This is a genomic window from Arthrobacter sp. GW822-FHT05G07 (genome assembly GCF_058799755.1).
Genome location: NZ_JBXALT010000008.1, coordinates 720 through 22669, shown reverse-complemented (window position 1 = coordinate 22669; position 21950 = coordinate 720). Strand labels below are relative to the sequence as shown.

Annotated in this window: 18 protein-coding genes; 6 read left to right on the top strand and 12 right to left on the bottom strand. The window is 63.0% G+C overall.

What is annotated here, in order from left to right:
* Positions 1 to 96: 96 nt before the first annotated feature.
* The 5 genes from menD to AC1RJY_RS14535 all read right to left on the bottom strand — a co-directional run bounded on the left by menD (position 97) and on the right by AC1RJY_RS14535 (position 6614).
* Complete coding sequence (gene menD / locus AC1RJY_RS14555; protein ID WP_498602605.1) at positions 97 to 1806, bottom strand: 2-succinyl-5-enolpyruvyl-6-hydroxy-3-cyclohexene-1-carboxylic-acid synthase; 1710 nt, start codon at positions 1804 to 1806, stop codon at positions 97 to 99.
* A gap of 183 nt (positions 1807 to 1989) precedes the next feature.
* Complete coding sequence (locus tag AC1RJY_RS14550) at positions 1990 to 2562, bottom strand: SOUL family heme-binding protein (RefSeq protein ID WP_498602604.1); 573 nt, start codon at positions 2560 to 2562, stop codon at positions 1990 to 1992.
* Between the two features lie 202 nt (positions 2563 to 2764).
* Complete coding sequence (locus AC1RJY_RS14545; RefSeq protein ID WP_498602603.1) at positions 2765 to 4852, bottom strand: PhoX family protein; 2088 nt, start codon at positions 4850 to 4852, stop codon at positions 2765 to 2767.
* 78 nt (positions 4853 to 4930) lie between these two features.
* Positions 4931 to 5947, bottom strand: a complete 1017-nt coding sequence (locus AC1RJY_RS14540; protein ID WP_014922496.1) for an o-succinylbenzoate synthase — start codon at positions 5945 to 5947, stop codon at positions 4931 to 4933.
* A gap of 61 nt (positions 5948 to 6008) precedes the next feature.
* Positions 6009 to 6614, bottom strand: a complete 606-nt coding sequence (locus AC1RJY_RS14535) for a hypothetical protein (RefSeq protein ID WP_498602602.1) — start codon at positions 6612 to 6614, stop codon at positions 6009 to 6011.
* 103 nt (positions 6615 to 6717) lie between these two features.
* Between AC1RJY_RS14535 and AC1RJY_RS14530 the strand changes: the two genes are divergently transcribed.
* The 4 genes from AC1RJY_RS14530 to AC1RJY_RS14515 all read left to right on the top strand — a co-directional run bounded on the left by AC1RJY_RS14530 (position 6718) and on the right by AC1RJY_RS14515 (position 9105).
* Positions 6718 to 7395 (top strand): DUF2510 domain-containing protein, encoded by a 678-nt coding sequence (locus tag AC1RJY_RS14530; protein WP_498602601.1) that lies wholly within the window; start codon positions 6718 to 6720, stop codon positions 7393 to 7395.
* Positions 7392 to 7508 (top strand): DUF2510 domain-containing protein, encoded by a 117-nt coding sequence (locus AC1RJY_RS14525; RefSeq protein WP_498602600.1) that lies wholly within the window; start codon positions 7392 to 7394, stop codon positions 7506 to 7508. Before AC1RJY_RS14530 ends, AC1RJY_RS14525 begins: the two co-directional genes overlap by 4 nt.
* 30 nt (positions 7509 to 7538) lie before the next feature.
* A complete protein-coding gene (locus tag AC1RJY_RS14520; RefSeq protein WP_286176471.1) occupies positions 7539 to 7979 on the top strand; it encodes a DUF2510 domain-containing protein in 441 nt (146 codons plus the stop codon).
* A 61-nt stretch (positions 7980 to 8040) separates the two neighbouring features.
* Positions 8041 to 9105 (top strand): LacI family DNA-binding transcriptional regulator, encoded by a 1065-nt coding sequence (locus AC1RJY_RS14515; protein WP_014922500.1) that lies wholly within the window; start codon positions 8041 to 8043, stop codon positions 9103 to 9105.
* A gap of 91 nt (positions 9106 to 9196) precedes the next feature.
* Here AC1RJY_RS14515 and AC1RJY_RS14510 read toward each other — a convergent pair whose 3' ends face one another.
* Genes AC1RJY_RS14510 through AC1RJY_RS14495 form a run of 4 tightly spaced genes read right to left on the bottom strand, consistent with a single transcriptional unit; the run spans position 9197 to position 13880 of the window.
* The gene (locus AC1RJY_RS14510) at positions 9197 to 10594 is read right to left on the bottom strand and encodes a glycoside hydrolase family 32 protein (protein WP_011775750.1); all 1398 of its coding nucleotides are present in this window, start codon (positions 10592 to 10594) and stop codon (positions 9197 to 9199) included.
* A gap of 27 nt (positions 10595 to 10621) precedes the next feature.
* The gene (locus AC1RJY_RS14505) at positions 10622 to 11494 is read right to left on the bottom strand and encodes a carbohydrate ABC transporter permease (protein ID WP_011775751.1); all 873 of its coding nucleotides are present in this window, start codon (positions 11492 to 11494) and stop codon (positions 10622 to 10624) included.
* Between the two features lie 8 nt (positions 11495 to 11502).
* On the bottom strand, positions 11503 to 12465 hold the full coding sequence (locus AC1RJY_RS14500; protein ID WP_011775752.1) for a carbohydrate ABC transporter permease: 963 nt from the start codon (positions 12463 to 12465) through the stop codon (positions 11503 to 11505).
* The gene (locus tag AC1RJY_RS14495) at positions 12462 to 13880 is read right to left on the bottom strand and encodes an extracellular solute-binding protein (RefSeq protein ID WP_498602599.1); all 1419 of its coding nucleotides are present in this window, start codon (positions 13878 to 13880) and stop codon (positions 12462 to 12464) included. The genes AC1RJY_RS14500 and AC1RJY_RS14495 overlap by 4 nt, the downstream gene beginning before the upstream one ends.
* A 53-nt stretch (positions 13881 to 13933) precedes the next feature.
* On the opposite strand from AC1RJY_RS14495, the gene AC1RJY_RS14490 reads away from it, so the two are divergent.
* Positions 13934 to 14944, top strand: a complete 1011-nt coding sequence (locus AC1RJY_RS14490) for a phosphatase PAP2 family protein (RefSeq protein ID WP_498602598.1) — start codon at positions 13934 to 13936, stop codon at positions 14942 to 14944.
* Between the two features lie 155 nt (positions 14945 to 15099).
* Here AC1RJY_RS14490 and AC1RJY_RS14485 read toward each other — a convergent pair whose 3' ends face one another.
* On the bottom strand, positions 15100 to 15372 hold the full coding sequence (locus AC1RJY_RS14485; RefSeq protein WP_498602597.1) for a hypothetical protein: 273 nt from the start codon (positions 15370 to 15372) through the stop codon (positions 15100 to 15102).
* A 210-nt stretch (positions 15373 to 15582) separates the two neighbouring features.
* On the opposite strand from AC1RJY_RS14485, the gene AC1RJY_RS14480 reads away from it, so the two are divergent.
* A complete protein-coding gene (locus tag AC1RJY_RS14480; RefSeq protein WP_498602596.1) occupies positions 15583 to 16938 on the top strand; it encodes an acyltransferase family protein in 1356 nt (451 codons plus the stop codon).
* Between the two features lie 101 nt (positions 16939 to 17039).
* Here the strand turns inward: AC1RJY_RS14480 and AC1RJY_RS14475 are convergent, their stop codons facing one another.
* On the bottom strand, positions 17040 to 19859 hold the full coding sequence (locus AC1RJY_RS14475) for a S8 family serine peptidase (RefSeq protein WP_498602595.1): 2820 nt from the start codon (positions 19857 to 19859) through the stop codon (positions 17040 to 17042).
* A gap of 147 nt (positions 19860 to 20006) precedes the next feature.
* Positions 20007 to 21224: an MFS transporter gene (locus AC1RJY_RS14470; RefSeq protein WP_011775758.1), complete on the bottom strand. Its 1218-nt coding sequence runs from the start codon at positions 21222 to 21224 to the stop codon at positions 20007 to 20009.
* Positions 21225 to 21950: the final 726 nt, after the last annotated feature.

Genomic DNA, 21950 nt, shown 5'->3' with positions numbered 1-21950 from the left:
CCCCTCGTTCAACCACGGCGCACCCCTTCGCGCCATTCGCACCAGCGGGAACGGGTGCAAACAGCGGCAACGGGTGCGGGTAGGGCGGAGCGGGGGCTAGCCGGCCGTAAGGACTTGGCCCACTGCGGCCGAGACGGCTTCCTTGATCCGGGCATGGAGTGCCCGCAAGCCCGAGCGGTCTACGCGGACTTCCACAATGGTGCGTCCCTTCAGCGGCGACTTGAGGGCCGCGGCGAGTTCCGCCGTCGTGCTCACCGTCTGATGCCCGACGCCGTACGCCGCCGCGAGTGCCCCGATGCCCACTGAGTGCGGGGTACCAAAGAGGCGCTCGACGGCGGTGCCATAGGCGCCTGAGTCCTCCACCGCACCGTGTTCGAGGAGGCTGAAGATGGCACCGCCGGAATCGTTGAGCACCACGATGCGGAGATCCGGCACGGGCTCGCCGTCGCCGAGGAGCAGTCCGCCGGCGTCATGGAGGAAAGTGACGTCGCCCAGAAGGACCGTGGTTTCGCGTCCGCTGCCCAAGGCGATTCCTGTGGCTGTGGCGATGGTGCCGTCAATACCGGCCAGGCCGCGGTTGGCGTACACGGTGGCGATGGGTTCGGGGTGGGGTTGGCCGGCGAGGTCGACGTCGCGGATCCCGTTGGAGGAACCGAGCACCAACTGCCCGCGGGAATGCTCCCAGACCGTGGCCCCAACGGACGGGCCGTTGGCGAGGTCTTCCCCCGCGAGCACACCATCGAGGCCATGCTGGGCGGCAGCACCAGCGAGGAGCCAGGAATCGAGCCATTCGGCGGAGCCACGGCCGGCGAAGTCGGCGAGCTCGGGAAGAGTTTCGATAGGGGTTTCGCGACGTCGGCCCGCTTCGTACCAAGCAACGGGGACGGGCTGGTAGATAGCAGACACAACAGACTCACGCGCCAGAAGGGAAGCCACCGGGCGGGAGAGAGTAGCGCGACCAAACAGGACCACACGTTCGATCGGCGTCGGGGAATCAGGACCGAAGTGTGCCAACAATACCCGGTAAGGCCCTACTGCGTTCGGCCCGAAGCGCGCGTTGGACGAAGGTTCGGCCAGCAGGGGCAGGCCATGGGCGCGGGCAAAGGCCTCGGCTACGGGACCGGCGTCATGGCCCGCGAGGACCACGGTGCGTCGCTCAGCGAGTTCGCCGGATGCTGCCGGAAGGTTCAGTGCTTGGGGACCGGCGTCGTAGTGGAACACGCCGTGTCCCGCGGCGGCCGGAAGGGCGTCGCCGTCAGCCGGTACCAAGGGATCACGGAAGGCGAGATTCACTTGGACAGGGCCCGGAGGTGTATCTTCGAGGGCCCCGGTGGCAGCGTAGAGCGCGGTGGCAACAGCCTTCTGCGGGTGGTCACCGGCCGGGACGTCGACGGCGAATCTGACGTGATCGCCGAAAAGGTCCAGTTGGATGGTGGTCTGGTTCGCCCCGGTCCCGTGAAGTTCTTCCGGCCGGTCTGCGGAGATGACGACCACCGGGACAGCTGAATGGTTGGCCTCCATGACTGCCGGCAGAAGATTGCCCACCGCCGTGCCGGAGGTTGTCACCACGGCAACCGGCGCCTCAGTGGAGAGGGCAAGGCCCAGCGCGGTGAACCCTGCGTCGCGCTCATCGATGCGGACGTGGAGCCGGACGCGGCCCGCAGCTTCCGCTTCCGCCAAGGCGTAGGCCATGGGTGCTGAGCGCGAACCCGGCGCTACCACCACGTGCCGCACACCGCCGTCGAGCAGTGCTGTAACAGCGATCCGTGCGGCGCCGATGGATGTCAGAGAGTCCTGGGAAGTCACCGTTCCAGTCTATTGGCGCCGCCCGGCCCCTCATCCCTCTCTCACATCCCTAGCCCTTCCGGCCAACCCTCTCTCACATCCCTAGCCCTTCAGGCCAACCCTCTCTCACATCCCTAGCCCTTCAGGCCAACCCTCTCTCACATCCCTAGCCCTTCCGGCCAACGGTCTCTCACCCCGGTACCGTTAGGGTTCCTTCACGTCCAGAACTACCTCGTTGTGGCGGAGGAACCAAGGCTTGAAGGGAGGGTCGAAACGCGCGAACCTGGGCGAACCGATGGGTGTCAGATCAGCCAGCTGAAGGGCCTCCGTCAGCGCTACAGTATGGCGTTGAAAGGCCGCGGCTGATCCGTTGCCTGTGAATCGGGCTACAGCAGATAACGCCCCAGGCACCTCACGGATTTTGACCCTGGACTCGTCAGGTACAGGAGCAGTCTCTACTGTCAGTCCGGCTGGCAGGACAAAGGCAACGACGTAGTCCTGATCGGCCCCCGGAATGGGGCCGCTCTGTAGGACCGGTGCCGTCATGACCAGTTCCTCCGACGTTCCACTCTCCTGAATGACCGGCGCAGTCATGGACAGCTTCTGTCTACTGGTGTTGCTGCCGCTGATGTAGTTGAAAAGATAACGGAAGGCCTCGTTCCCGGCACGATCAAACGCGGCGTGGACTTGCACCTCCGCGAGTACATGCGCGGGATAGCGGCGCAGCTCGAAGTGTGGATACTGCTGGACCAGATCGTACGGCTGCTGTTCAGTCATGGTCCAACCGACCCTACGCCGCCAAGGCGCAGGCCACCATAGAACCCGATGTGAGAGAGCGTCACGGCACAAGCACGTGGGATGTGAGAGAGGGTCACGCCACAAGCACGTGGGATGTGAGAGAGGGTCGGCAAGACGAAATGCTCTCCCTCCCGGGGAGCCCGGGTGGGAGAGCATTCGTCAGAAACGGGAGGGCCAGGCGTTACTTCCGGAAGACCTGGACCACCGAGGGGCGAGGTGCCCGTGCGGCACCGGCAGCGGGGGTGGCGCCAGCCGGGACGTAGTCCGGGAAGAAGGAGTTCTGCGCGGCGAAGGAGCCGTCCTCACCAGGGTGCTGGACTGATACGAACACAGTGCGCTCTTCGTCGTGAATGATCGGGCCACAAGTCTCGGCGTCGCGCGGGACAGCAAGGAACTGCTCCACCTTGCCGCGCTCGGGACCTTCGAGGGTGACCTTGAACAGGCCGTCCGCGTAGCCAATGGTGCCGGGGGCGCCGTCCGTGGAAATCCAGAGATTGCCGACGGAGTCGAAGGCCACGTTGTCCGGGCAGGAGATGGGCGAGACCTTGTCGGCCGGGAATCCGGAGAAGTACGCGGAGGTGTTCTTGCTGGGATCGCCGGCTACCAACAGGAGGTTCCAGTTGAACTTGGTGCCCGTCTGCTCGCGTCCTTCAGTGATCTCCACAACGTGACCGTCACGGTTGAGCGTGCGGGGGTTGACCTCCGTGGCGCCTTCCTTGCCCGGCTTGCCGCGGTCCGTGTTGTTGGTGCAGGCGACATAGACCTTGCCCGTACGCGGGTTGGGCTCAACGTCTTCGCAACGGTCCATCTTGGTGGGGCCAACCTTGTCGGCAGCCAAACGGGTGTAAACAAGGACCTCGGGAACGGTCATGCCCGGCACAGCGGAGGTGCCGTTGACCACCAGGGGCAGCCATTCACCGGTGCCGTCGAATGCACCGTCTGCGGGGAGCTTGCCCGTGCCGTCAATGTCCGCAGGCGAGTCCCCTGTGAACTTCGCAACATACAGGTCACCCTCGGAGAGGAGGTTCATGTTGTTCTTGCGGGCTTCCTTGGAGTCGCCGGCCTGGTACTTGCCCTTGGAAACGAACTTGTAGAGGTAATCGAAGCGCTCGTCGTCACCCATGTACGCCACTACCCGTCCGGAGGGAGAGACGATGACGTTGGCGCCCTCGTGCTTGAAGCGTCCCATGGCGGAGTGCTTCTTGGGGGTGGAGGTGGGATCGAACGGGTCTACTTCCACGATCCAGCCGAAGCGGTTGGTTTCGTTGGCGTAGCCGGAGTTGCGGGTGTCGAAGCGCGGCTCGTCAAGTTCCCACTGACGGGTGGTTGCCTTCGAGGTGATTCCGTAGCGCTTGTCTCCGTCGCTGGTGCCAGGGGCTGCGAAGTAGCCGTTGAAGTTCTCTTCTCCGGAGAGGATGGTTCCCCATGGGGTGGTTCCGCCTGCGCAGTTGCCCAGCGTGCCCTTGATCCAGCGGCCGGCGGGGTCGTCGATGGTCTTGACCAGGTTGGTGCCTGCTGCGGGTCCGGTGAGCTCGTAGACAGTGTCGGTGAGGAAGCGACGGTTCAGGGGTGCGCCCTGAACGTAGCTCCACGGCTTGTTCTTGTTCTTGCGCTCGAGTTCCACCACGGCGAGGCCATGCCCGGCACGGCCGATGGCGCGTGCCTCTGCGGGGTCGAAGCCCTCGGGCAGCATGATGTTCTCGTTGGTGTACTCGTGGTTGGTGAACAGGACGGCACGGCGATCCTTAGAGCCCGGGATAGGCAGGATGTCCGTGTAGTCGTTGTTGTAACCGAACTGGCGGGCCTGTGCTGCAGCAGTCTGCGCGTTCAGGTTGAAAGCCGGGGAGTCGGCAAAGAGGGGGTCGCCCCAGCGAATGATCGGCTTCCAGTCGAACCCCTCCGGAACAGTGAAGGCATCCACTGCTGCGTCTACCGGCTTGATGGCGGTGAACTTGAGCTTGGACTTGTCGAAGCCCTTCTTTGCAGCGTCAGAGAGTCCGTTGCCCGAGTCAGCCACGGCGGCGTCGCCACCAGTCACGGCACCACCGAGTACGACGGCGAGCGCACCTGCGGCACCGAGCCCCAGGGCGGCGCGGCGGGACATGGCCGTTGAAGCGATGTCGCGGAAGTAGCCGTTGGCGCTGGTGTTGCAGACATCGCCCGAGCAGGCGTTGTCGCACTTCAAAGCACAGGTAACGGCGCTGCGCTTGCCTTTGGTGCGGCCGAGCATGGGGAGCAGCGGAAACGTGCGTCCGGTGGTTTCAGACATGGGGGAAGACCTTCCAGAGGATGTACGGGGTTCCCGCTGAGCCTTTCAGCGGAAACCAAATCTGAGAGGTCTCTCTGGTTAAGACCCGGTGAACAAACCGTGCTGGTTTCTCGCCAATACGGTGTGCACTCGGCGGAGTCGGTCCAGCCACCAGTCCCGGCGCTCCCCCGGTGCCGCGTACTGCTCAAGCAGCCCGGGATCGGCGACTGTATCGCGTAACTGAATGGCGCCGTCGTCGGCCACCAGCGGGTCCAGTGTGATGTCCGAAGCGAACAGCGAGACGGTGCCAAGACCGCAGGCGTAGGGAAGGGATGGCAGGGCGGCCGCCAGTGCCAGCCCCGCACGGATGCCCACCGAGGTGTCCAAGGCAGAACTCACGACGGCGGGCAGCCCGGCCTGGTTCACGATGTCCAGTGCCCGTGCCACTCCCCCGAGTGGTGCGACCTTGACCACGATGAGGTCAGCGGCGCCTGCCCGGGCAACACGCAGGGGGTCCTCTTCTTTGCGTACGCTCTCGTCCGCGGCGATGAGTACTGGCGTGCCGGCGGCGGCGAGCCGACGGCGGACCTTGGCCAGGCCGTCGATGGTGGGGACGGGTTGTTCGGCATACTCGAGTTCAACCGTGGAAAGTTTGCCCAAGGCTTCCACGGCCTGGTCCGTGTCCCATCCCCCGTTGGCATCCACCCGGATTGCGGCGTCGGGAAGGGCCTCGCGCACTGCATTGACCCGGGCGACGTCGTCCGCTAATTCCTGGCCCCGCTCGGCAACTTTGATCTTGACGGCGTCCACCCTGCCGTAGCGCGCCAGCACCTCCGGTACGCGCTCTGCCGGGACAGCGGGAACCGTGGCATTGACCGGTATTCTGTCCCGCAATGGCGCGGGGAAACCTAGCCAACCAGCTTCCAAGGCGGCGGCCAGCCAGCGGGAGGATTCGTCGTCGTCGTATTCGGGAAACGGACAGAACTCACCCCAGCCGAGCGGTCCCCTTAAAAGGAGTGTCTCGCGCTCCATGATGCCGCGGAACTTCACGCGCATGGGCAGCGAGACTACGTGGGCGGAATCGAGGAGTTCTTCGAGGGAGGGAAGTGCAGGCATATTGCCACTGTACCGGCGGCCTCCCGCCCCCAATCCAGGCCAATCCGGCTATGTGGAAAACTTACTCAGTCCAGTACTTGCGCACACTTTCCAGCGCTTGGGCCAGGTCCGGTCCGGGCAGGACGAGTGAGCCTTCCGGAATCCCCAGCGCATCCCACTGAGCCACCAACGTCGTATCCCCCTCCACGGGCAGCGGCCACAGCCAGTATCGGCCCGTGAACTGGACAAACTCGGCGTTATTGCTTCCTCCGCCACCTCCAAGGGTTGTCAGCACGGGCCCGGTGAAATCGTCAGTATCTTCGAAGGCCGACGGTCCGTGGACAGCAGCCACGGCCTTTCGTCCATCTGCCATGGCGACACCCAGTTGGAGTCCCGTCCTGGTGTCCAGGCTTGATCGCGGATGGTTGTAGCTCTCCTCCACGATCTCCCGCCATTCCTGGTCCGATTCGTTGCCGCGCAGCACGGACCACACCACGTCCAACACGCAACCCGTGGAGTACACCTCCACCAGTTTCAGCACAATCACCGTGCGAGCGCTCTTGTGAACAAACCCGCCGTGCGCGATGCCGGGCAACTCGTCCGACGGCGGACCGAACCACCCGGGTCGGATCGGTTGCGGTTGACGCGGCTGGGCTGGCGGCTCGGGGAAGTCGTCGAAGAAGCTCATGTTCAATCCATACACCGCCACGCGACGTCTGTGGAGGGGCTTGTGGCAAGCGAGAGACCGCAATCGCGATATTCTCAGAATCACGACTCATTGCGGGGGAATTATGACTCAATCAATGCCAGGTTCGACGACGCCTCCCGGCTGGTACCCGGACCCTTCGGATCCGCGCAGCGTCCGGTGGTGGGATGGACACGCGTGGACGGCGCACCAGGCGCCCGCCCAGTTCCAACAGCCGGGTCAGTTCCAGGCGCCCGGTCAGTTCCAGGCGCCCGCCCAGTTCCAACAACCGGTCCAACCGCCGCGCCCTGAGCTCAACCCACAAACTCCGGTGTACAACCCGTTCATCTGGGCGATCACTTTGATGCCGCTGGTCTCCGTCCTGCTGTTGTTCACCTGGCAGCCGGAGTTCAGGATGATCACCACCACGGAGGGCGTTACCACAGTTGACCCCTTTGCGATGTACACCCCCGGATACTTCCTCCTGATGGGTTCAGGCTTCCTGTTCTATGGCCTCTCGGTTTTCTTCGCGTACCTGGACCGTCAGCGCCTCCTCAAGTCCGGCGTCGTCCGTCCTTTCCACTGGGCGTGGGCGTTCCTTAGCGCGCTTGTGTACGTGATCGGCCGCTCAGTGATTGTGAACAAGGTGGCGCCTAAGCGCGGGCTTTGGCCGGTTTGGGCCACCATTGCCGTGTTTGTTATCAGCATGGTCATTACCGGGATTTGGACGGCCAACTTCATGCAGTCCGTGTATTCCCATCTGGGGTATTCGGTCCAGACGTGACAGTACCCGGGTGGTATGCAGATGCTCGGGACCCCCACAGCCTCCGATGGTGGAACGGTACCGAGTGGGTAGACAACGTGGTACCTGCAGGGGTCCCACGTCCAGCGATTTAGCGCCCGATGCTTCGCCAAGGCCAGAGCGTTATGAATCCGTACATCTGGCTTCTTGCCGTCCTGCCTTTCCTGCCGGGGCTACTCATGCTGACGTGGCATATCGAGATCCGTACCTACACCCGGAACGGCACCCTCACTCTGGACCCCGCCACGATCATCAGTACTGGCTACTTCCTGATCTGGGGTGGATTGGTCTTCACCTATTGCTCCACGGTGGTGCTGGCCCTGCTTGATACCCGACGCTTGCTAAGAACGGGCGTCGTGCGACCATTCCACTGGGCATGGTCCTTTCTGGGAGGGATCCCCTATGTCATTGGACGGTCGGTGGTAATCCACAAGGTGGCTCCACGGCGGGGTTTGTGGCCACTGGTGGTCATCCTCGCGGCATGGGGACTCTATTTCGTCGCAGGGACTATCAAGGCTTTGGATTTCATGGGGGCCGCGTTGCGTGAGTTGGGTTACCCGGCTTGACCCCACCGGATCCTCACACGCGTTAGGTAGACTGCTGACAATAAAGGACGGAAGGACTTCCATGAACCGCAAGGCCACTGCACTGGACGTCGCCAAGAGGGCGGGTGTGTCCAGGAGCGCGGTCTCGCTGGTTCTGAATGGACGTGGCGACGGGAACGTGGCCAAGGAAAGTCAGGACCGGATCCGGCAGGCTGCACTGGAATTGAACTACTCCCCCAACGCTATTGCCCTGAGCCTGCGGAACCAGCGCTCTCGTGTGATCGGCATCCTGTCCGACGAAGTAGTGGTCAGCCCCTTTGACGGCAACATCATTGGTGGCGCAGACGATGTTGCCCGTAGTCGGGGATTCGTCACTGTGGTCATGGACACGGAGCGCGACGCCGCCAGGGATGCGAGCGCCGTTGAGACCCTCCTGGACCGGCAGGTTGACGGGCTCATGTATGTGACCGTTGGCCTGAAGCCCATCGAGGTTCCTCAAGGGATGCTCCGTGTCCCGTCCGTCCTGGCCAACTGCTACGACGACCATCCCCAGCCGCAGCTGCATCACGTCATCCCGGACGAGGTCACCGGCGGCAGGCAGGCCACGGAACACCTGTTGCAGTTGGGCCATCGGGACATCGCACTGCTTGCCGGTTCGGAGGATTCGCCCGCAGCCCCGCTGCGCGTTCAGGGCTACAGGGACGCGCACACCGCGGCCGACGCCCCGATCCGTGAGGACCGAATCTTCATGGCCGGCTGGGATATCGACGCCGGCTACCGCGGCACCATGAAACTGCTCGACGGCGCGTCCCCGGCTGATCGGCCCACGGCCATCATGTGCGCGAACGACCGCCTGGCCATCGGAGTTGCCCTCGCTGCCGCGCGTCTGGGACTCAGTGTTCCCGAGGACCTGTCCATCATGGGCTACGACGACGAAACCCGGATCGCCGACACCATGATCCCCGCCCTCACCACCATGGCGTTGCCCCTGCGGGAGATCGGCCGTGCCGCCATGACCACGCTGTTGGACGCGATCGAGGGCGCGGGCGAGGGCACCCACACAGCAGGAAAGGGAACCACCGTCGAAACGATGGTTCCCTGCCGCTTAGTGGTGCGCGAGTCCACAGGACCCGCCCCCACCCGCTAACACCTCGTTGCGAGGCCCGCTCTACACCCCTCGACACACCCATAACCTGCAAAGCAGGCCTCGCAACGGACGCACGACGACGGCCTGCCGCCTAGGCGGGGAGCGTCAACTCCCATACGTCGGCAGTCGTGCCGGCGGGCAAGGTAAGCTGCCATTCCTCCCCCGGAGCCGGGTAGGCCCGGAGGGTCGTAGCCACGGAACCGGCGCGGTAAACCTCCACGAGGGAAGCATCGAGGAAAATCCGCAGCTCCTCCCCCGCGGCCAAGGAACCCGAGTAGACCACCTGCGCATCGGTGCCGGAACCGAGCAGCAGTTCCACGGCTCCGGATACTGAATTGGCATCACCGCGAACCAGGACCTCGGCGAACCCCGGCAACGCAACAGAACCAGCAGCACCCGTAACCACGGAAGCACCCCGGTACGCCTCAACCTCGGGCGCAGGAGAAACGGCGAGCGCCCCGTCCACCACGGACAAAACGCGGGGATGCGTCAACACACCCGACCACCCGGCGTCGTCAATTTCTTCTTGAGTGCGGCCCCGGCGACCGTCGCGACCGGGACCTTCGTTGGCCCACCCCCACAGCAACGCAGCAGGCGCAGAGCCAGGCGCAGCGTCAGCCGAACCATAAGAGAGCTGCACGATCTGCGGGGCATAGAAGTCGCGGCCAAGATCGGACTTTCCCCCGGAAGAGGGCATAAACACAGGCAGCCCGGTCGCGGGATCCGAGGTCAGGGACCCAATCAAATGCCCTACCCCGTTGGCGTGCTCGTGGTCGTCGCCGGACAGCCATAGGGAGAACATCATGACCCATTCGCCGGAAGGTACCTGCACCAGCTGCGGGCACTCCCAGATCTCGGCGGGCGTGTGCTGAGCTGCCACGGGATCAGCAGTGGTCAGCCAAATCCCTTGGTACTGCCAGGAATCCATGTCCTCAACCGTGTACAACAGCAAGGCCGCGCGCCCGTCGGAGAGGCCCGCTCCCTGCATGGCGTATCGGGCGCCGTTGAAGCGGAAAATGAAGGGATCGCGCACAGCGGTGACCAGCGGATCAGCGGGCATCGACGCAGCAACGTGCCCGTCCTGCTTCCACGTCACAAGGTCGGAGGAACCGCGGGCAATCACCACCTGGGAATGGCCGCCATGGTCCTTGATCCCGGAGTAGGCCGCGGTGGGCACGCCATCATCGGAGGTCACCACGCCCGTCCAGCATCCAGCGGAGTCCGGCCCGCCTGCCTGAGGCGAAAGCGCTACGGAGTGCTCTTCCCAACGCACCAGGTCCGGAGAGCTCACATGCCCCCACTGGATCTGCGAGTGCCGGGCGGAGTCCGGGTTGTATTGGAAGAACACGTGATAGCGGCCGTTGATGTAGCTGATGCCGTTGGGATCGTTGATCCAGCCCTGTGCCGGACGCGGGTGGAAGCGCGGGAACGCGGGATCCGGGTGCGTCGAGGCAGCCAACAGGGAATCAAACAGTGCAAGGTCCGTCAACGGAACCCCTTTCAAAAGAGCGGAAAGTTACTTGCCCGTGCCTGCGGTGAGTCCGTCCTGCAGCGCGCGCTGGCCGAACATGAACACCACCAGCGCGGGAATCATGGAGAGGACAACGCCGGCCAGGACCACGGAGATGCTTCCGGTGCCGAGGTTGCCTTGGAGTGAGACCAGGCCCAGCGGAAGGGTGAAGTTCTGCTCGGAAATGGTCATGATGAGTGGCCTGAAGAACTCGTTCCAGTGGAAGTTGAACGCCAGGATGCCCACGATCGCCAGGCCCGGCATGGCCAGCGGTGCGTACACGGAACGGAACGTCCGCCACGGCGAGGCGCCGTCGATCGCGGCCGCTTCAGCGAGCTCGCCCGGCAACCCCATGAAGTACTGGCGCATCAGGAAGGTGCCGAACGCCGTCGGGATGGCCGGGATGATCAGCGCGAGCAGTGTGTCGGAGAGTCCGACGCCGCGGATCAGCATGAACACGGGAACGATCGTGACCTGCGCGGGCACCATCATGGTGGCCAGCACGATCGAGAACAGCGCGCCGCGTCCCCGGAACTTGAGGTGGGCGAAGGCGTACCCTGCCAGTGCTGCGGTAATCATCTGCCCTACCGCGATCAGACCCGTCACCAGCGCACTGTTCACTACCAGTGCCACGATGTTGAGCTGCTTGAACACTTGCTCATAGGAGGTCAGGTCCGGGTTCAGCGGCAGGAAGGCGGGCGGCAGCTGGAAGGATTCCGACGGCGGACGCAGCGAGGTGGACAGCGTCCACAGCACAGGGCCCAGGACGAAGACGGACGCGATCAGCAAGACGACGACGCGGACGGCCACTGACCAGTCGCGCTTCTTCCGCGTGACTACAGGCGCCGTGGTGGTGACACGTTCTTGAATGGTGGTCATGGCGGGCCTTACTGGTAGAAGACGAATCGTTTGCTGAGCCGGAACTGTGCGGCGGTGATGGCCATGATGATGAGCGTCAGGATCACGCCGATCGCCGATGCCTGACCGAACTCAAGGCGCTGGAACGCGGACTCGAAAATCACCATGACGGCTGTGCGGGTCGAGTCGCCGGGGCCACCGCGGGTGAGCACGTAGGGCTGGTCGAACACTTGCAGAGCGTTGATGATCGCCATCACCGAGGCCACCAGGGTGGTGGGGCTCAGCAGCGGCAGGGTGACGAACCAGTGCTTGCGCCAGCCCGTGGCGCCGTCGATCGATGCGGCCTCGTACGTCTCCACCGGAATGGAGGCCAGCCCACCGATGAACAGCAGGAACGAGAACCCGAAGTTCTGCCACACGTACACAAGAATGACGACGGCGGCGGACCCGGTTGGCGTCGTCAGCCACGGAACCGCTGGGATGCCAACAATGGACAGCAACCAGTTCACGACGCCGAATTGCTCGTTGAAGAGGTAGCGCATGAAGATCGATACCGATGCCGCGGACAGGATCAGCGGGAAGAAGAAAGCGGAGCGGAAGAACACCCTCAGCCAAGCCGGGAGTTTCTCCTGCACCATGATCGCCAGGCCGAGTGCCAGTCCGAGTTGGAGTGCCACAGCCACAATCACAAACACGATCGTGTTGATGAACGACACCCTGACAGTGGGGTCCTGGACTACCTCGGCAAAGTTGTCGAAGCCCACGAATGTTGGTGCCGAGATGATGTCCCAGCGGAAGAATGCCAACGCGATCGAGGCGATAATCGGCAACAGGGTGAAGATGCCCATGCCCACGATGGTGGGCGCCAAGAAGGCCCAAGGCAGCCACCGTTGCTGCATCCGGCCGCGCTTGGACGGCTGCGTGTGTTTGTGGATCGGCTTCCGTCCCGGCTCGCTCCCCGTCCCTGTGGGCGTACTGGTTGCGGTGCTCATGGCTGCCTCCTCAGGGCCAGTTCAAGGTCGCGCTGCATGGAACTGAGGGCGTCCTTGAGTTGACGCTCGTCTCCACTCACAGCCAGGCTTACGTTTTTCATGAGGGCGGTTTCGACGGCGGCCTGCTGGGGTGGCGCTGGAATGGGACCTGTGGTGGGGAACCTGTCCAAGGTGTCGTAGAAGACCTTCCAGTTCCGCGGACCTGTTCCCGCGTAGAGCTGCTCGTTGACCATTGAACGACGCGCAGGCGTGGTGTTCGGTGTGGGGAACACGATTTGCATGGCTTCACGGCTGGAGCTGAACTTCACCCATTCCCAGGCGGCGTCCTTGTCCTTGGCGGTTCTCATGATCGCGTACCCTGCCGTGCCGAACTGGTGGCGCTGGGTCCGCCACTTCGGGAAGAACTGGACGTCGAAATCGCTCTCTGTCATCCCCGCCTCGTGGAGGCCTTGGACCCAATAGCCGCCTGCCGGCGTCGTACCTATCCTGTTGGACGCAAAGAGGCCGATCAGCGCGCTGCCGCCGCCTTCCTCGGGCCGCACACCCAGTCCGTCTTTGACCAGTCCGCGGAGGTAGTCGAAGGATTCGAAGACCCGGGGATCATCGGCGTTGGGTTCAAGCCACTGGTAGCCGCCGGAGCGGAGGCTGCGCGTGGGGTCGTTGGCATAGAAGCCGTCCCACAACCATTCGCCGCCCGGGGACTTGGTTTCCTTGAGGAAGCTGGTGTCGTTCGCGTAGAGCCACGGCACCACTCCGCCGAAGAGACGGTTGGTCCAGTAGTAAGGGGTGAAGTCGGCCGGCTTGGCCTTCTTCATTGCAGCGAGTGTGCTGCGGAAGTCCGTGTGCGTCCAGTTGTCGGATGGCCGTTCCAGCCCCGCCGAACGGAGTGACGCCGTGTTGTAGTACATGTTGGCCGCGTTCCAGTCGATGGGGAGCTGGAACAGGCTGCCTTTGTACATGAACGCTTCCACCAGGCTGGGGTGGACGTCCGCGAAGTACTCCTTCATATGGTCGGCGTCGCGGCGCAGGAATTCGTCCAGCGGGTGGGCCAGTTTCTCGGCGAAGAGCTGGGCGCCTTCCGTTGCCACGTACACGACGTCCGGCGGGGTGCCTGCTGCCACCATGGTGAGGATCTTGGTGAAGAAGTCCTTCCAGTCCACGGCTTGGATCGCTTGGACCTTCACCTTGATTTCGGGGTGGACCTTGGCGAAGGCGTCGATGACCTTCTGGCGGGCGGCGGCGTCTGCGGCGGTGCCCATGATGGCGATGCTGAGGCTGTTGTCTCCCCGGCCTGGAATGTCGGCCCCGGTCAGGCGCGGCCACGACGCCGCGGCGACTCCAACAATTCCGGCGCCGAGGGCTGTGAGGGCACTTCTACGTGTGAATTCACGCAAAGCTCCATTGGTTCCCGACATGTAGATTTCCTTCCCTAACACGTGTTAGGAAGCCTAAACCTGCCACCTAACACGTGTCAAGCATCACAGGAATGTTGCGAGGGTCTCACTTCCGGCCGCCACGCGCCGAGCGAACTCACACGGGCCACCCAGAGAACTGTGGCAGTCTAGTCAGAATGAGTTCCCAGCAATTCCGCACCAGCGGGAGGTCGAGCAAACGGCCGCTTCAAGGACACGACGCAGGCGCCGGCACAGGCTTTCTGTTCTGCCTCGCCACCATTGCCAGCGCCGTGGGCCTGGCGGCGACGTACTACTTCTTTGTGCGCACCACCGCTGGCCAGTTCATTGACGAGTCCGCACTGGTTGAAGCAACCGTGCTGGGCGGAACAGCCGGCAGGGCCTCCACCGAATTCCTGGACATGCTCCCCATGCTCTCGCTGGCCATCGCGGCCATCATGGTGCTCTTCGTGACAGTCGCCCGCCGCCGCTGGACCGCCGCCGGAATCGCAGTGGCAGCATGCATTGCCGCCAACGCGGCGACACAAATCCTCAAGCTCCTCATCCCGGACAGGCCCGACCGTGGGGTCCAAACCTTGGAGCTGAACTCACTCCCGTCCGGTCACACCACGCTCGCCGCATCCGCCGCAGCTGCGGTATTCCTCATGGTTTCGCCCCGCTGGCGACCCTTGGCCGGCTTCCTTGGCAGCACCTTCGCCGTGGCCACGGGCGTCTCCACGCTCATCAACCAGTGGCACCGCCCGGCCGACGTCGTAGCCGCTTTCCTGGTGGTTGCCGCCGTCATGCTCCCGGCGGGCTGGCTCATCCTCCGCACCGGCAACAGCTGGAATGTATGGAAGGGGTACGGCGAGCACTGGGCCGCTTCCCGGTTGTGGGTGTGGCTCACCGTGGCGGCACTCGTGATCGCCGGCTTAGTGGCGGCATACTCGCTGCTGCAGGTGCCCGACCTCAGCACAGACAGCACCATCGACTACTTCTGGGCCGGCACCGCCTTCATTGTGATCGCCGGATACTTGTCAGCACTTGGCGGCACGTGGCTGTTCGGCCTGGCGGCGCGTAAGGGCTAACGCTGTCTGGTGCGGTGCCGGCGGCGGCGTGCCGGCGGCGGCGCACCCGTACCCGCCCCACGCACCACACACACGACCCCGGCGCACCCATACCCGCCCCACGCACCAGTAATTACGGGAGCAATCGGCGCTAAAGGGCGCGAACGTCCGAGAGCCTAGTCCTCCGGACCAACCGAGTCGAAGAACTTGGGTTCTTCCGCAAACACAGCCTGCCGCGCGCGGGCTTGCTCGTGGATGAAGTGTCGATCCTCGTCCGTGAGGTGCGTGCCACCATGCGCGTCAACACCTTCACTCTCCCCCGTCTCCCCGTTGATGATCGCGGTAACGGTCCGCGGCACAATCATGGTTCCCGGATTGTCCATGAGCCATTGCTGAGTGTGCGGAGAAAGCTGGTCCCAGAATTCTTTGATGTGCATAACAATCAGCACTGCCCTTCATTGGTGGGGGTGGATTCATGGAATGCGCCATGTGCGCCGGAAAGAGACTCAGGATGAGGTTCTCTTCAAAGGCTACGCCCGACCATGCCTATCCTGACCCGGATGCAGCAACGTTTCTGAGAATGACGTCGACTGCCCGTTCTTCATGCGCTACAGTTATTCCAATCGATGGATAAACACTGTTGAGCCTCAGGAGATTCCATGTCATCAACGCTTAGGTCCGCTTCGCGCGGGAGCAACGCCCCTATTGTCGCCGTCCCCGCTTCCCGCGATTTGGTGGTGGATTTCATCCGCGTCGTCTGCATGTTTGCCGTGGTAGCTGTTCACCTGCTCATGATGGGGATCAGCGTGGACGAGTCCGGCATCGGCGTGGGCAATCCCCTGACGTCCTTAAGCTGGTTTGCGCAAGGAACTTGGTTCGGCCAGGTCATGCCGCTTTTCTTCATCGTGGGCGGTTTCGCCTCGCTCACGTCGTGGCGCAGCCTGCAACGCAAGGGCGGCGACGCCGGCGATTACCTCCGGAACCGGGTGCTGCGACTGGTCCGGCCCACGGTTGCGTTGTACATCTTCCTTGCGATTGCCCTGTGGAGCGCGACGGCGGCCGGTGTCCCTGCCGACTTGCTTGCCGTTATCGCCGCGGGCGCCGGAGTGCAGCTGTGGTTCCTTGCCGCGTACCTGATCTGCCAGGCCATGGTTCCCACTATGGCGAAGCTCCACGAAGCAGCGCCATACCGGACCATTGCAGCGCTGGCCGCGAGCGCCGTCGTCGTTGATGTTCTTCGCTTGGGCTTGGAGCGCAACCCGTGGGGCTTCGACTCGAACCCGATCGGGCTGCTGAACATGGTGTTCGTGTGGGGGCTGCTGCAACAGCTGGGCTTCTTCTACGCCGACGGCTTCTTTGACCGCTTCGCCAAGTGGCAGCTCGTTCTTGCCGCTGCCGGCTGTTACGCCGCGATGGTTCCGCTCACGCATGCCGGGCCGTATCCCGTGGACATGCTGACCAGCCAGAACCCGCCCATGTTCCCCCTGATCCTGGTAGGTCTGGCACACATTCTTTTGGTGAAGGCCGCCTATCCTGTGCTGCAGCGATGTGTCCGTGTCGGCTGGGTACAGAAGGTTATGTTCGTGGTGGGTAGCCGGGCGATGACCATTTATCTGTGGCACCTGCCGTTGATCATCGCCATGTTTGGGATTGCGCTGGTCCTTCGCCTGCCCTTCCCCGAGCCCGCCGGCACCGAGTGGTGGCTCACCCGGCCTCTGTTTTATGTAGCTGCTTGGACGCTGGTGCTGTTGGTCTCAACCCCGCTGGTTCGGCTGGAACTGGCCAGCACTGCGCTGGCACCGGGTGCGGTCCGGCCGGCTATGTGGCGCATTGCTGCCGGAACTGTCTTGGCCATCGTCCCCCCGTTCGTGGTGATGAGGTCTGCGCTGGACGTTGCGAATGCGACCTGGGGGCTGGTGCTGCTGGTGATTGCCGTGGCACTGGTTACCGGCAAGGTTCCTGACCGGGCTTGGAAGACCCCGCGCAGTGTTTCAACGGGAGCCGTGGCTTCCTGATCCTCTTTGAAAGAAGAACGGCCGCAGAACAACCTCACGGGGTCATTCTGCGGCCGTTCTTTGTTCACAGGGGGTTACTCACCAGCAACCCGGCCGAGCACCTATGGCAAGCGGTACAGGAATGCTGCCATGGCGTCGCGGTTGATGGGCTCCATCGGCTGGTACCAGTAGTTGTTCTCCCCTAGCTGCCAGCCGGAGGAAATCCCCGCAACGCTCATCCAGACCATTTCCTTATAGAACAGCTGGCCTGAATCGAGGTCCTTGAAAGGTGGATTCATCGGTGCTTCATAGTCGGGCTTGTTGACCAACCTGTACAGGAAGGCAGCCATCGCGTCGCGTTTGATGGGGGTCAGCGGTTTGTAGTAACGCGCCCCGTTCTCAGTCCATCCGGATGAAATGCCGGTTTCTGCCAACCATGCCATCTCCTTGTAGAACTGCTGCGTGGTTGCAACGTCCTTGAATGGGGATTGCGCGGGAGGTGTGTAGTCCGGCGAGCCGGCCGCACGGTAAAGGAATGCTGCCATTGCGTCACGGTTGATGGGTGTCACCGGCCGGTATGAGACGGATTTGTCCGCCTCTACCCAACCGGTAGAGATCTTACGGTCTGCAAGCCAGGACATTTCCTTATAGAACTGCTGGGTGGTCGCCACATCCCGGAAGGGTGAAACAGCAGGCGCCGTAAATTCCGGCCCCTTTGCGCTGAAGTAGGCCTTCCACTCTGAAGTCGCCCCGTTGAGCACTGCATAACCGCTCTTCGGAACGGCTGTAATTTTGGCCTGTCCTCGAGCGGGGTGAGTTCCGGCTTGGAGCGTTTTGTCATCTACCTGGTAGTCCATGGTCTCTGACTCCGGAATAGTGTAGCGATCGTTGCCCATGTACGGAGCTTCGGTGAACACTACGGCTTCAGGCGTAACAGCCTTGTCAGCGGCAACTACAACAGGCGTTGGCTTGCTGGACATCTCCAGCAGCCGGTATGGGGTCTTGTTACCCATGACATGTAGCGAAAGCGTGCTGCCAATGTCCTCGCTCGTCAAGGTGTAGGTAGAGGCACTGGAGACGTGCTCACCAGTGGTGCCTGGCTTGTTGCGGGTCCACCGATAGGTCAAGTCCACAGGGGCCGGGCCCCACGTACCCGGGTTGGCCGTTAGGGTGCTTCCCTCGTAGGCCGAGCCCGTGATAACAGGCACGCTACCAAACAAGGTTCCGGGAGCCACTTGAACTGTCGGCTCCGAGGTTGCGGAGACGGCCGGTACGAACTTCTTGGTGGCAGTAACAGTGACCGTGATGGTGGCTTGGTGATCATCCTCTGTCAACCAGTAACCGTTTCCGGTTGCTCCGGGGATGGGTGTTCCCCACCGGTTCCACTGATAATTCCAGGTGGCTTCGTAGGTGTTACCCCAGTTGCCAGGTTCAGCAATCAACAACTTGCCAACAGCAGCCTCACCGGAAATTGTGGGAGTGCCCGCCGTGATTGGCGCAGCCTCGGCTGCCACCTTGGTGAGAGTGGCGTTGGCGTCAACCAAACCGGCGCCGCAGCCACAGCCGTTGATCGGCCGAGCCGAGGCCTTTAGCCTCTGCTCAACATCCGCGGGGGTCAAAGCAGGCAGTTTTGAATACATCATGGCTGCTACTGCCGCTACCTGAGGAGCGGCCATTGAACTGCCCTCCATAACGGAGTATCCCTCGGAACCTAGGGAATCCGTTCCGTCGTTGAGGGTGGACAAAATTCCGTCGAGGCCCGAGTTGGTCATGTCGCCGCCCGGGGCGGCGACATCGACGTTGATTCCGAAGTTGGAGTACGACGCTTTGAGGCCATTGCGTGTGCTCGCACCGACCACCAGCACGTTCTTACAGTTGGCAGGGCTGACCTTGGATGCGTCGATGCCTTCGTTACCTGCAGCCACCACCACTGAGGCGCCCTTGCTTCGTGCAAAATCTGCAGCGTTTTGGTAGATCGTGGAGCAAGGCGCCAGGCCTCCGAGGCTCAGGTTGATGACGTTCGCTGGATTCGCGTTCGCTGGGGCTCCCGTAACTGTTCCGCCCGCCGCCCAAACGATCGAATCTGCGATGTCGGAAGCGTATCCGCCACAGATGCCCAGCGCACGCACCGGAACGACCTTTGCCTTGGGAGCAACGCCTGCCACGCCCTTGCTGTTTCCTGCAACAGCAGCCACAAGACCGGCCACATGTGTCCCGTGCCACGAAGATGAATAACCGGGCCATCCGGGCTCGCACTCCCCGTAGTAGGTGGCGTCGCCCTCATCTGCCGGATTCGAATCGCGTCCGTTGGAGTCACCTGCAACGAGGGGATCATGAATCATGTCAAAGCCAGGCAGAATGTTGGCGTTCAAGTCGGTGTGGTCAGTAATGCCGGTATCGATGACCGCAACCACGCTCCCGGCTCCCTGGCTCACGTCCCATGCCCCCAGGACACGCATCCCGCCACTGTCGGTGCTACTGTGTGCCCACTGATATGAGTACAAAGGATCGTTGGGCGCGGAAGCGAATGGCCTCATGATGACATCTGGCTCGGCATACTCAACGCTGGGGTCTGCGGCCAAGGCGGAAACCAGTTCACCGGCTTCTTCGCCACCGAGCTTCTTTTCCGTCTTCACCACTTCTTCACCCGTGGCTAGCGTACGGACAGCTTCAATAGGGACGCCAAGGGTCCCAGCGGCCCGATTCAAGGACGACTTCCGGTCCAGTGATTGGATACTTGCCCGGTCCTTGAACTTCACAATGAATTGGTCCGTAGGGAGGACCGAGGACTCGGTGGACATTGTCCGTGGTGCCGCGCTGGGTACAGGCACCGGAGTCTCATTCGCTACAGCAGGAAGGGCCGGGAGGGCAGCTCCTACCATTGCGATAATGCCGGCAAAAATTACTTGAGAGCGCACACTGGCTCTCCGTCGGATCTGCATAAACAGCGCCCTCTGCTCAAACGCCCCCAAGAGCGCGGAAAAATGGCCGCGATACTGCGGCCAGCATGAGTTTAGCCAAAGTTTGGACTTTCCTGCGAATTCCCTGTGAATCTATCTCAGCAGTTAGGTCAACACGAAGGGTAAAAGCTAATAGTTACGCCGGTGCTTCAGCCGCGGAATTGCGACGGCGAACACCACAGCCGCTGCGAACCCCAGTACGCCTGTGGCCCAGACGCCCGCCGACAACGAGATTGCAGCCGTCAACCCGGACAGCAGCACGGGCCCTCCGGTGGCGCCGGAATCGGCAATGAAGCGCCATATCCCGAGGAAGTGACTCCGGCCGTTGTCCGGTGAGAAGTCAGCTCCGAGCGTCATGATGAGCCCCGAACTGATGCCGTTGCCGAACCCGATCAGCAGGGCGACCAAGAGCAATGGTACGAATCCGGCGGTGAAGGGAATCAGAATCAATGCCGTCCCCATGATGAGCGTGGAGGGAATGGCCACCCATTGCCGGCCCTTCCTGTCCATCAGCTTCCCGGCAGGATAGAACACCAGCATGTCGATTGCCCCGGACAAGCCGAAGAGCAAGGACGCATGGGTGGCATCGAGCCCCAGGTGGTCCGCCCACAGCGGGATGACCACTTGTCGTGATGCACGCAGAGCACTGAGAAGCAGGATCCCGAATCCCACAGAAAGGAACACCCCCGCGTGGGAGACCGCGACGCTCCGCAACGTCGACGCCGGAGGGCGAGGGCCGCCGTCGGGCGTTTCCGGGGCTACGAGGTCCGGGATGGTGAGAGACAAAGCAGCGGCCGCCATCATGCCCGCGAAGCCCACCCAGTAAGCACCACTGATTCCGGCGAACTGCATGACGCCGGCGCCCACGAATGGCCCGATGAAGATGCCGATCCTGGTCACGCCACCCAGTGTTGAAAGAGCTCGCGCGCGGAACATGACCGGGACGGCCTCGGTAAGGAACTTTTGACGGGCTAGGTTGAAGACGCTGGCCGACATGCCCACCAAGGTCATGGACGCAGCCAGCAGCCAGAGTCCGTGGTCGACCTGCGGCGCGAACGCGGCTGCGCCGAGGGCAACCGCGCCCAAAGCTCCGGCTCCAACGATCGACCATCGTTCGCCGAACTTCTCCGTGATGATCGACGCCGGGATGTTGAAGATCCAGGAGCCCAGCCCGATCAGTGTCACGATCAACGCTGAAACCGCCACCGAAGCGCCAAGCTCGCGCGCCGAGAGCGCAATAACCGGCAGGACCGCCCCTTCGCCGATACAGAACAGCAGCGCGGGTCCGAAGGCCGGAAGGGCGACGCTGCGAAGGGTGAAGTTTTTGTCTGCTTGGGTGGTGGTCATCCCTTTCATCCTATGACCGTCGCGGCTGGTGGTCGGGTCGGATGACGTTTCGCGTTCCCGGTTGTGGTCGGGCGCGAGCCCTGTGCCGCCGGGCGCACCCTTTCGTGGTCGGGCGCGCGCCCTGTGCCGCCAACCGCACCAGAGGTAACAGGGGCGGTCAGCGCTAACGGGTGCGCCGGTTCGTGGGTTAGTGGGTTACTGGGACGGGTGGCTGGTACTGGCTGAGGGGGTAACTGGTGAGCTTTTGGAACGAGCTGGCTCGCACCACTTCGCGCCATGCGCACACTTCGCCGCCCGGCGCACCCTTTCGTGGTCAGGCCCGCACCCGCTTCCGCCAACCGCACCAGAGGTAACAGGGGCGATCGGCGCTAACGGGTGCGCCGGTTCGTGGGTTAGTGGGTTACTGGGACGCGTGGCTAGTACCGGCTGCGTGGGTAACTGGTGAGCGCTTGGAACGAGCTGGCTCGCACCACTTCGCGCCATGCGCACACTTCGCCGCCCGGCGCTCCCCTTCGTGACCAAGCCCGCACCCACTTCCGCCAACCGCACCAGAGGTAACAGGGGCGATCGGCGCTAACGGGTGCGCCGACGAACGTGGTGCTAGGTGGGTTACTGGGACGGGTGGCTGGTACTGGCTGCGTGGGACGGGCTGAGTGGTAGCTGGTGAGCTTTTGGAACGAGCTGGCTCGCAGTTGTTGTGGGGCCCAGGGGACAAAGCACCAACAA

Coding starts and splice junctions, on each gene's coding strand:
- AC1RJY_RS14520 (WP_286176471.1), top strand. CDS start 7,539: ATGAATCCGTACATCTGGCTTCTTGCCGTCCTGCCTTTCCTGCCGGGG.
- AC1RJY_RS14500 (WP_011775752.1), bottom strand. CDS start 12,465: ATGAGCACCGCAACCAGTACGCCCACAGGGACGGGGAGCGAGCCGGGA.
- AC1RJY_RS14530 (WP_498602601.1), top strand. CDS start 6,718: ATGACTCAATCAATGCCAGGTTCGACGACGCCTCCCGGCTGGTACCCG.
- AC1RJY_RS14550 (WP_498602604.1), bottom strand. CDS start 2,562: ATGACTGAACAGCAGCCGTACGATCTGGTCCAGCAGTATCCACACTTC.
- AC1RJY_RS14540 (WP_014922496.1), bottom strand. CDS start 5,947: ATGCCTGCACTTCCCTCCCTCGAAGAACTCCTCGATTCCGCCCACGTA.
- AC1RJY_RS14505 (WP_011775751.1), bottom strand. CDS start 11,494: ATGACCACCATTCAAGAACGTGTCACCACCACGGCGCCTGTAGTCACG.
- AC1RJY_RS14480 (WP_498602596.1), top strand. CDS start 15,583: ATGTCATCAACGCTTAGGTCCGCTTCGCGCGGGAGCAACGCCCCTATT.
- AC1RJY_RS14535 (WP_498602602.1), bottom strand. CDS start 6,614: ATGAGCTTCTTCGACGACTTCCCCGAGCCGCCAGCCCAGCCGCGTCAA.
- AC1RJY_RS14470 (WP_011775758.1), bottom strand. CDS start 21,224: ATGACCACCACCCAAGCAGACAAAAACTTCACCCTTCGCAGCGTCGCC.
- AC1RJY_RS14545 (WP_498602603.1), bottom strand. CDS start 4,852: ATGTCTGAAACCACCGGACGCACGTTTCCGCTGCTCCCCATGCTCGGC.
- AC1RJY_RS14515 (WP_014922500.1), top strand. CDS start 8,041: ATGAACCGCAAGGCCACTGCACTGGACGTCGCCAAGAGGGCGGGTGTG.
- AC1RJY_RS14475 (WP_498602595.1), bottom strand. CDS start 19,859: ATGCAGATCCGACGGAGAGCCAGTGTGCGCTCTCAAGTAATTTTTGCC.
- AC1RJY_RS14495 (WP_498602599.1), bottom strand. CDS start 13,880: ATGTCGGGAACCAATGGAGCTTTGCGTGAATTCACACGTAGAAGTGCC.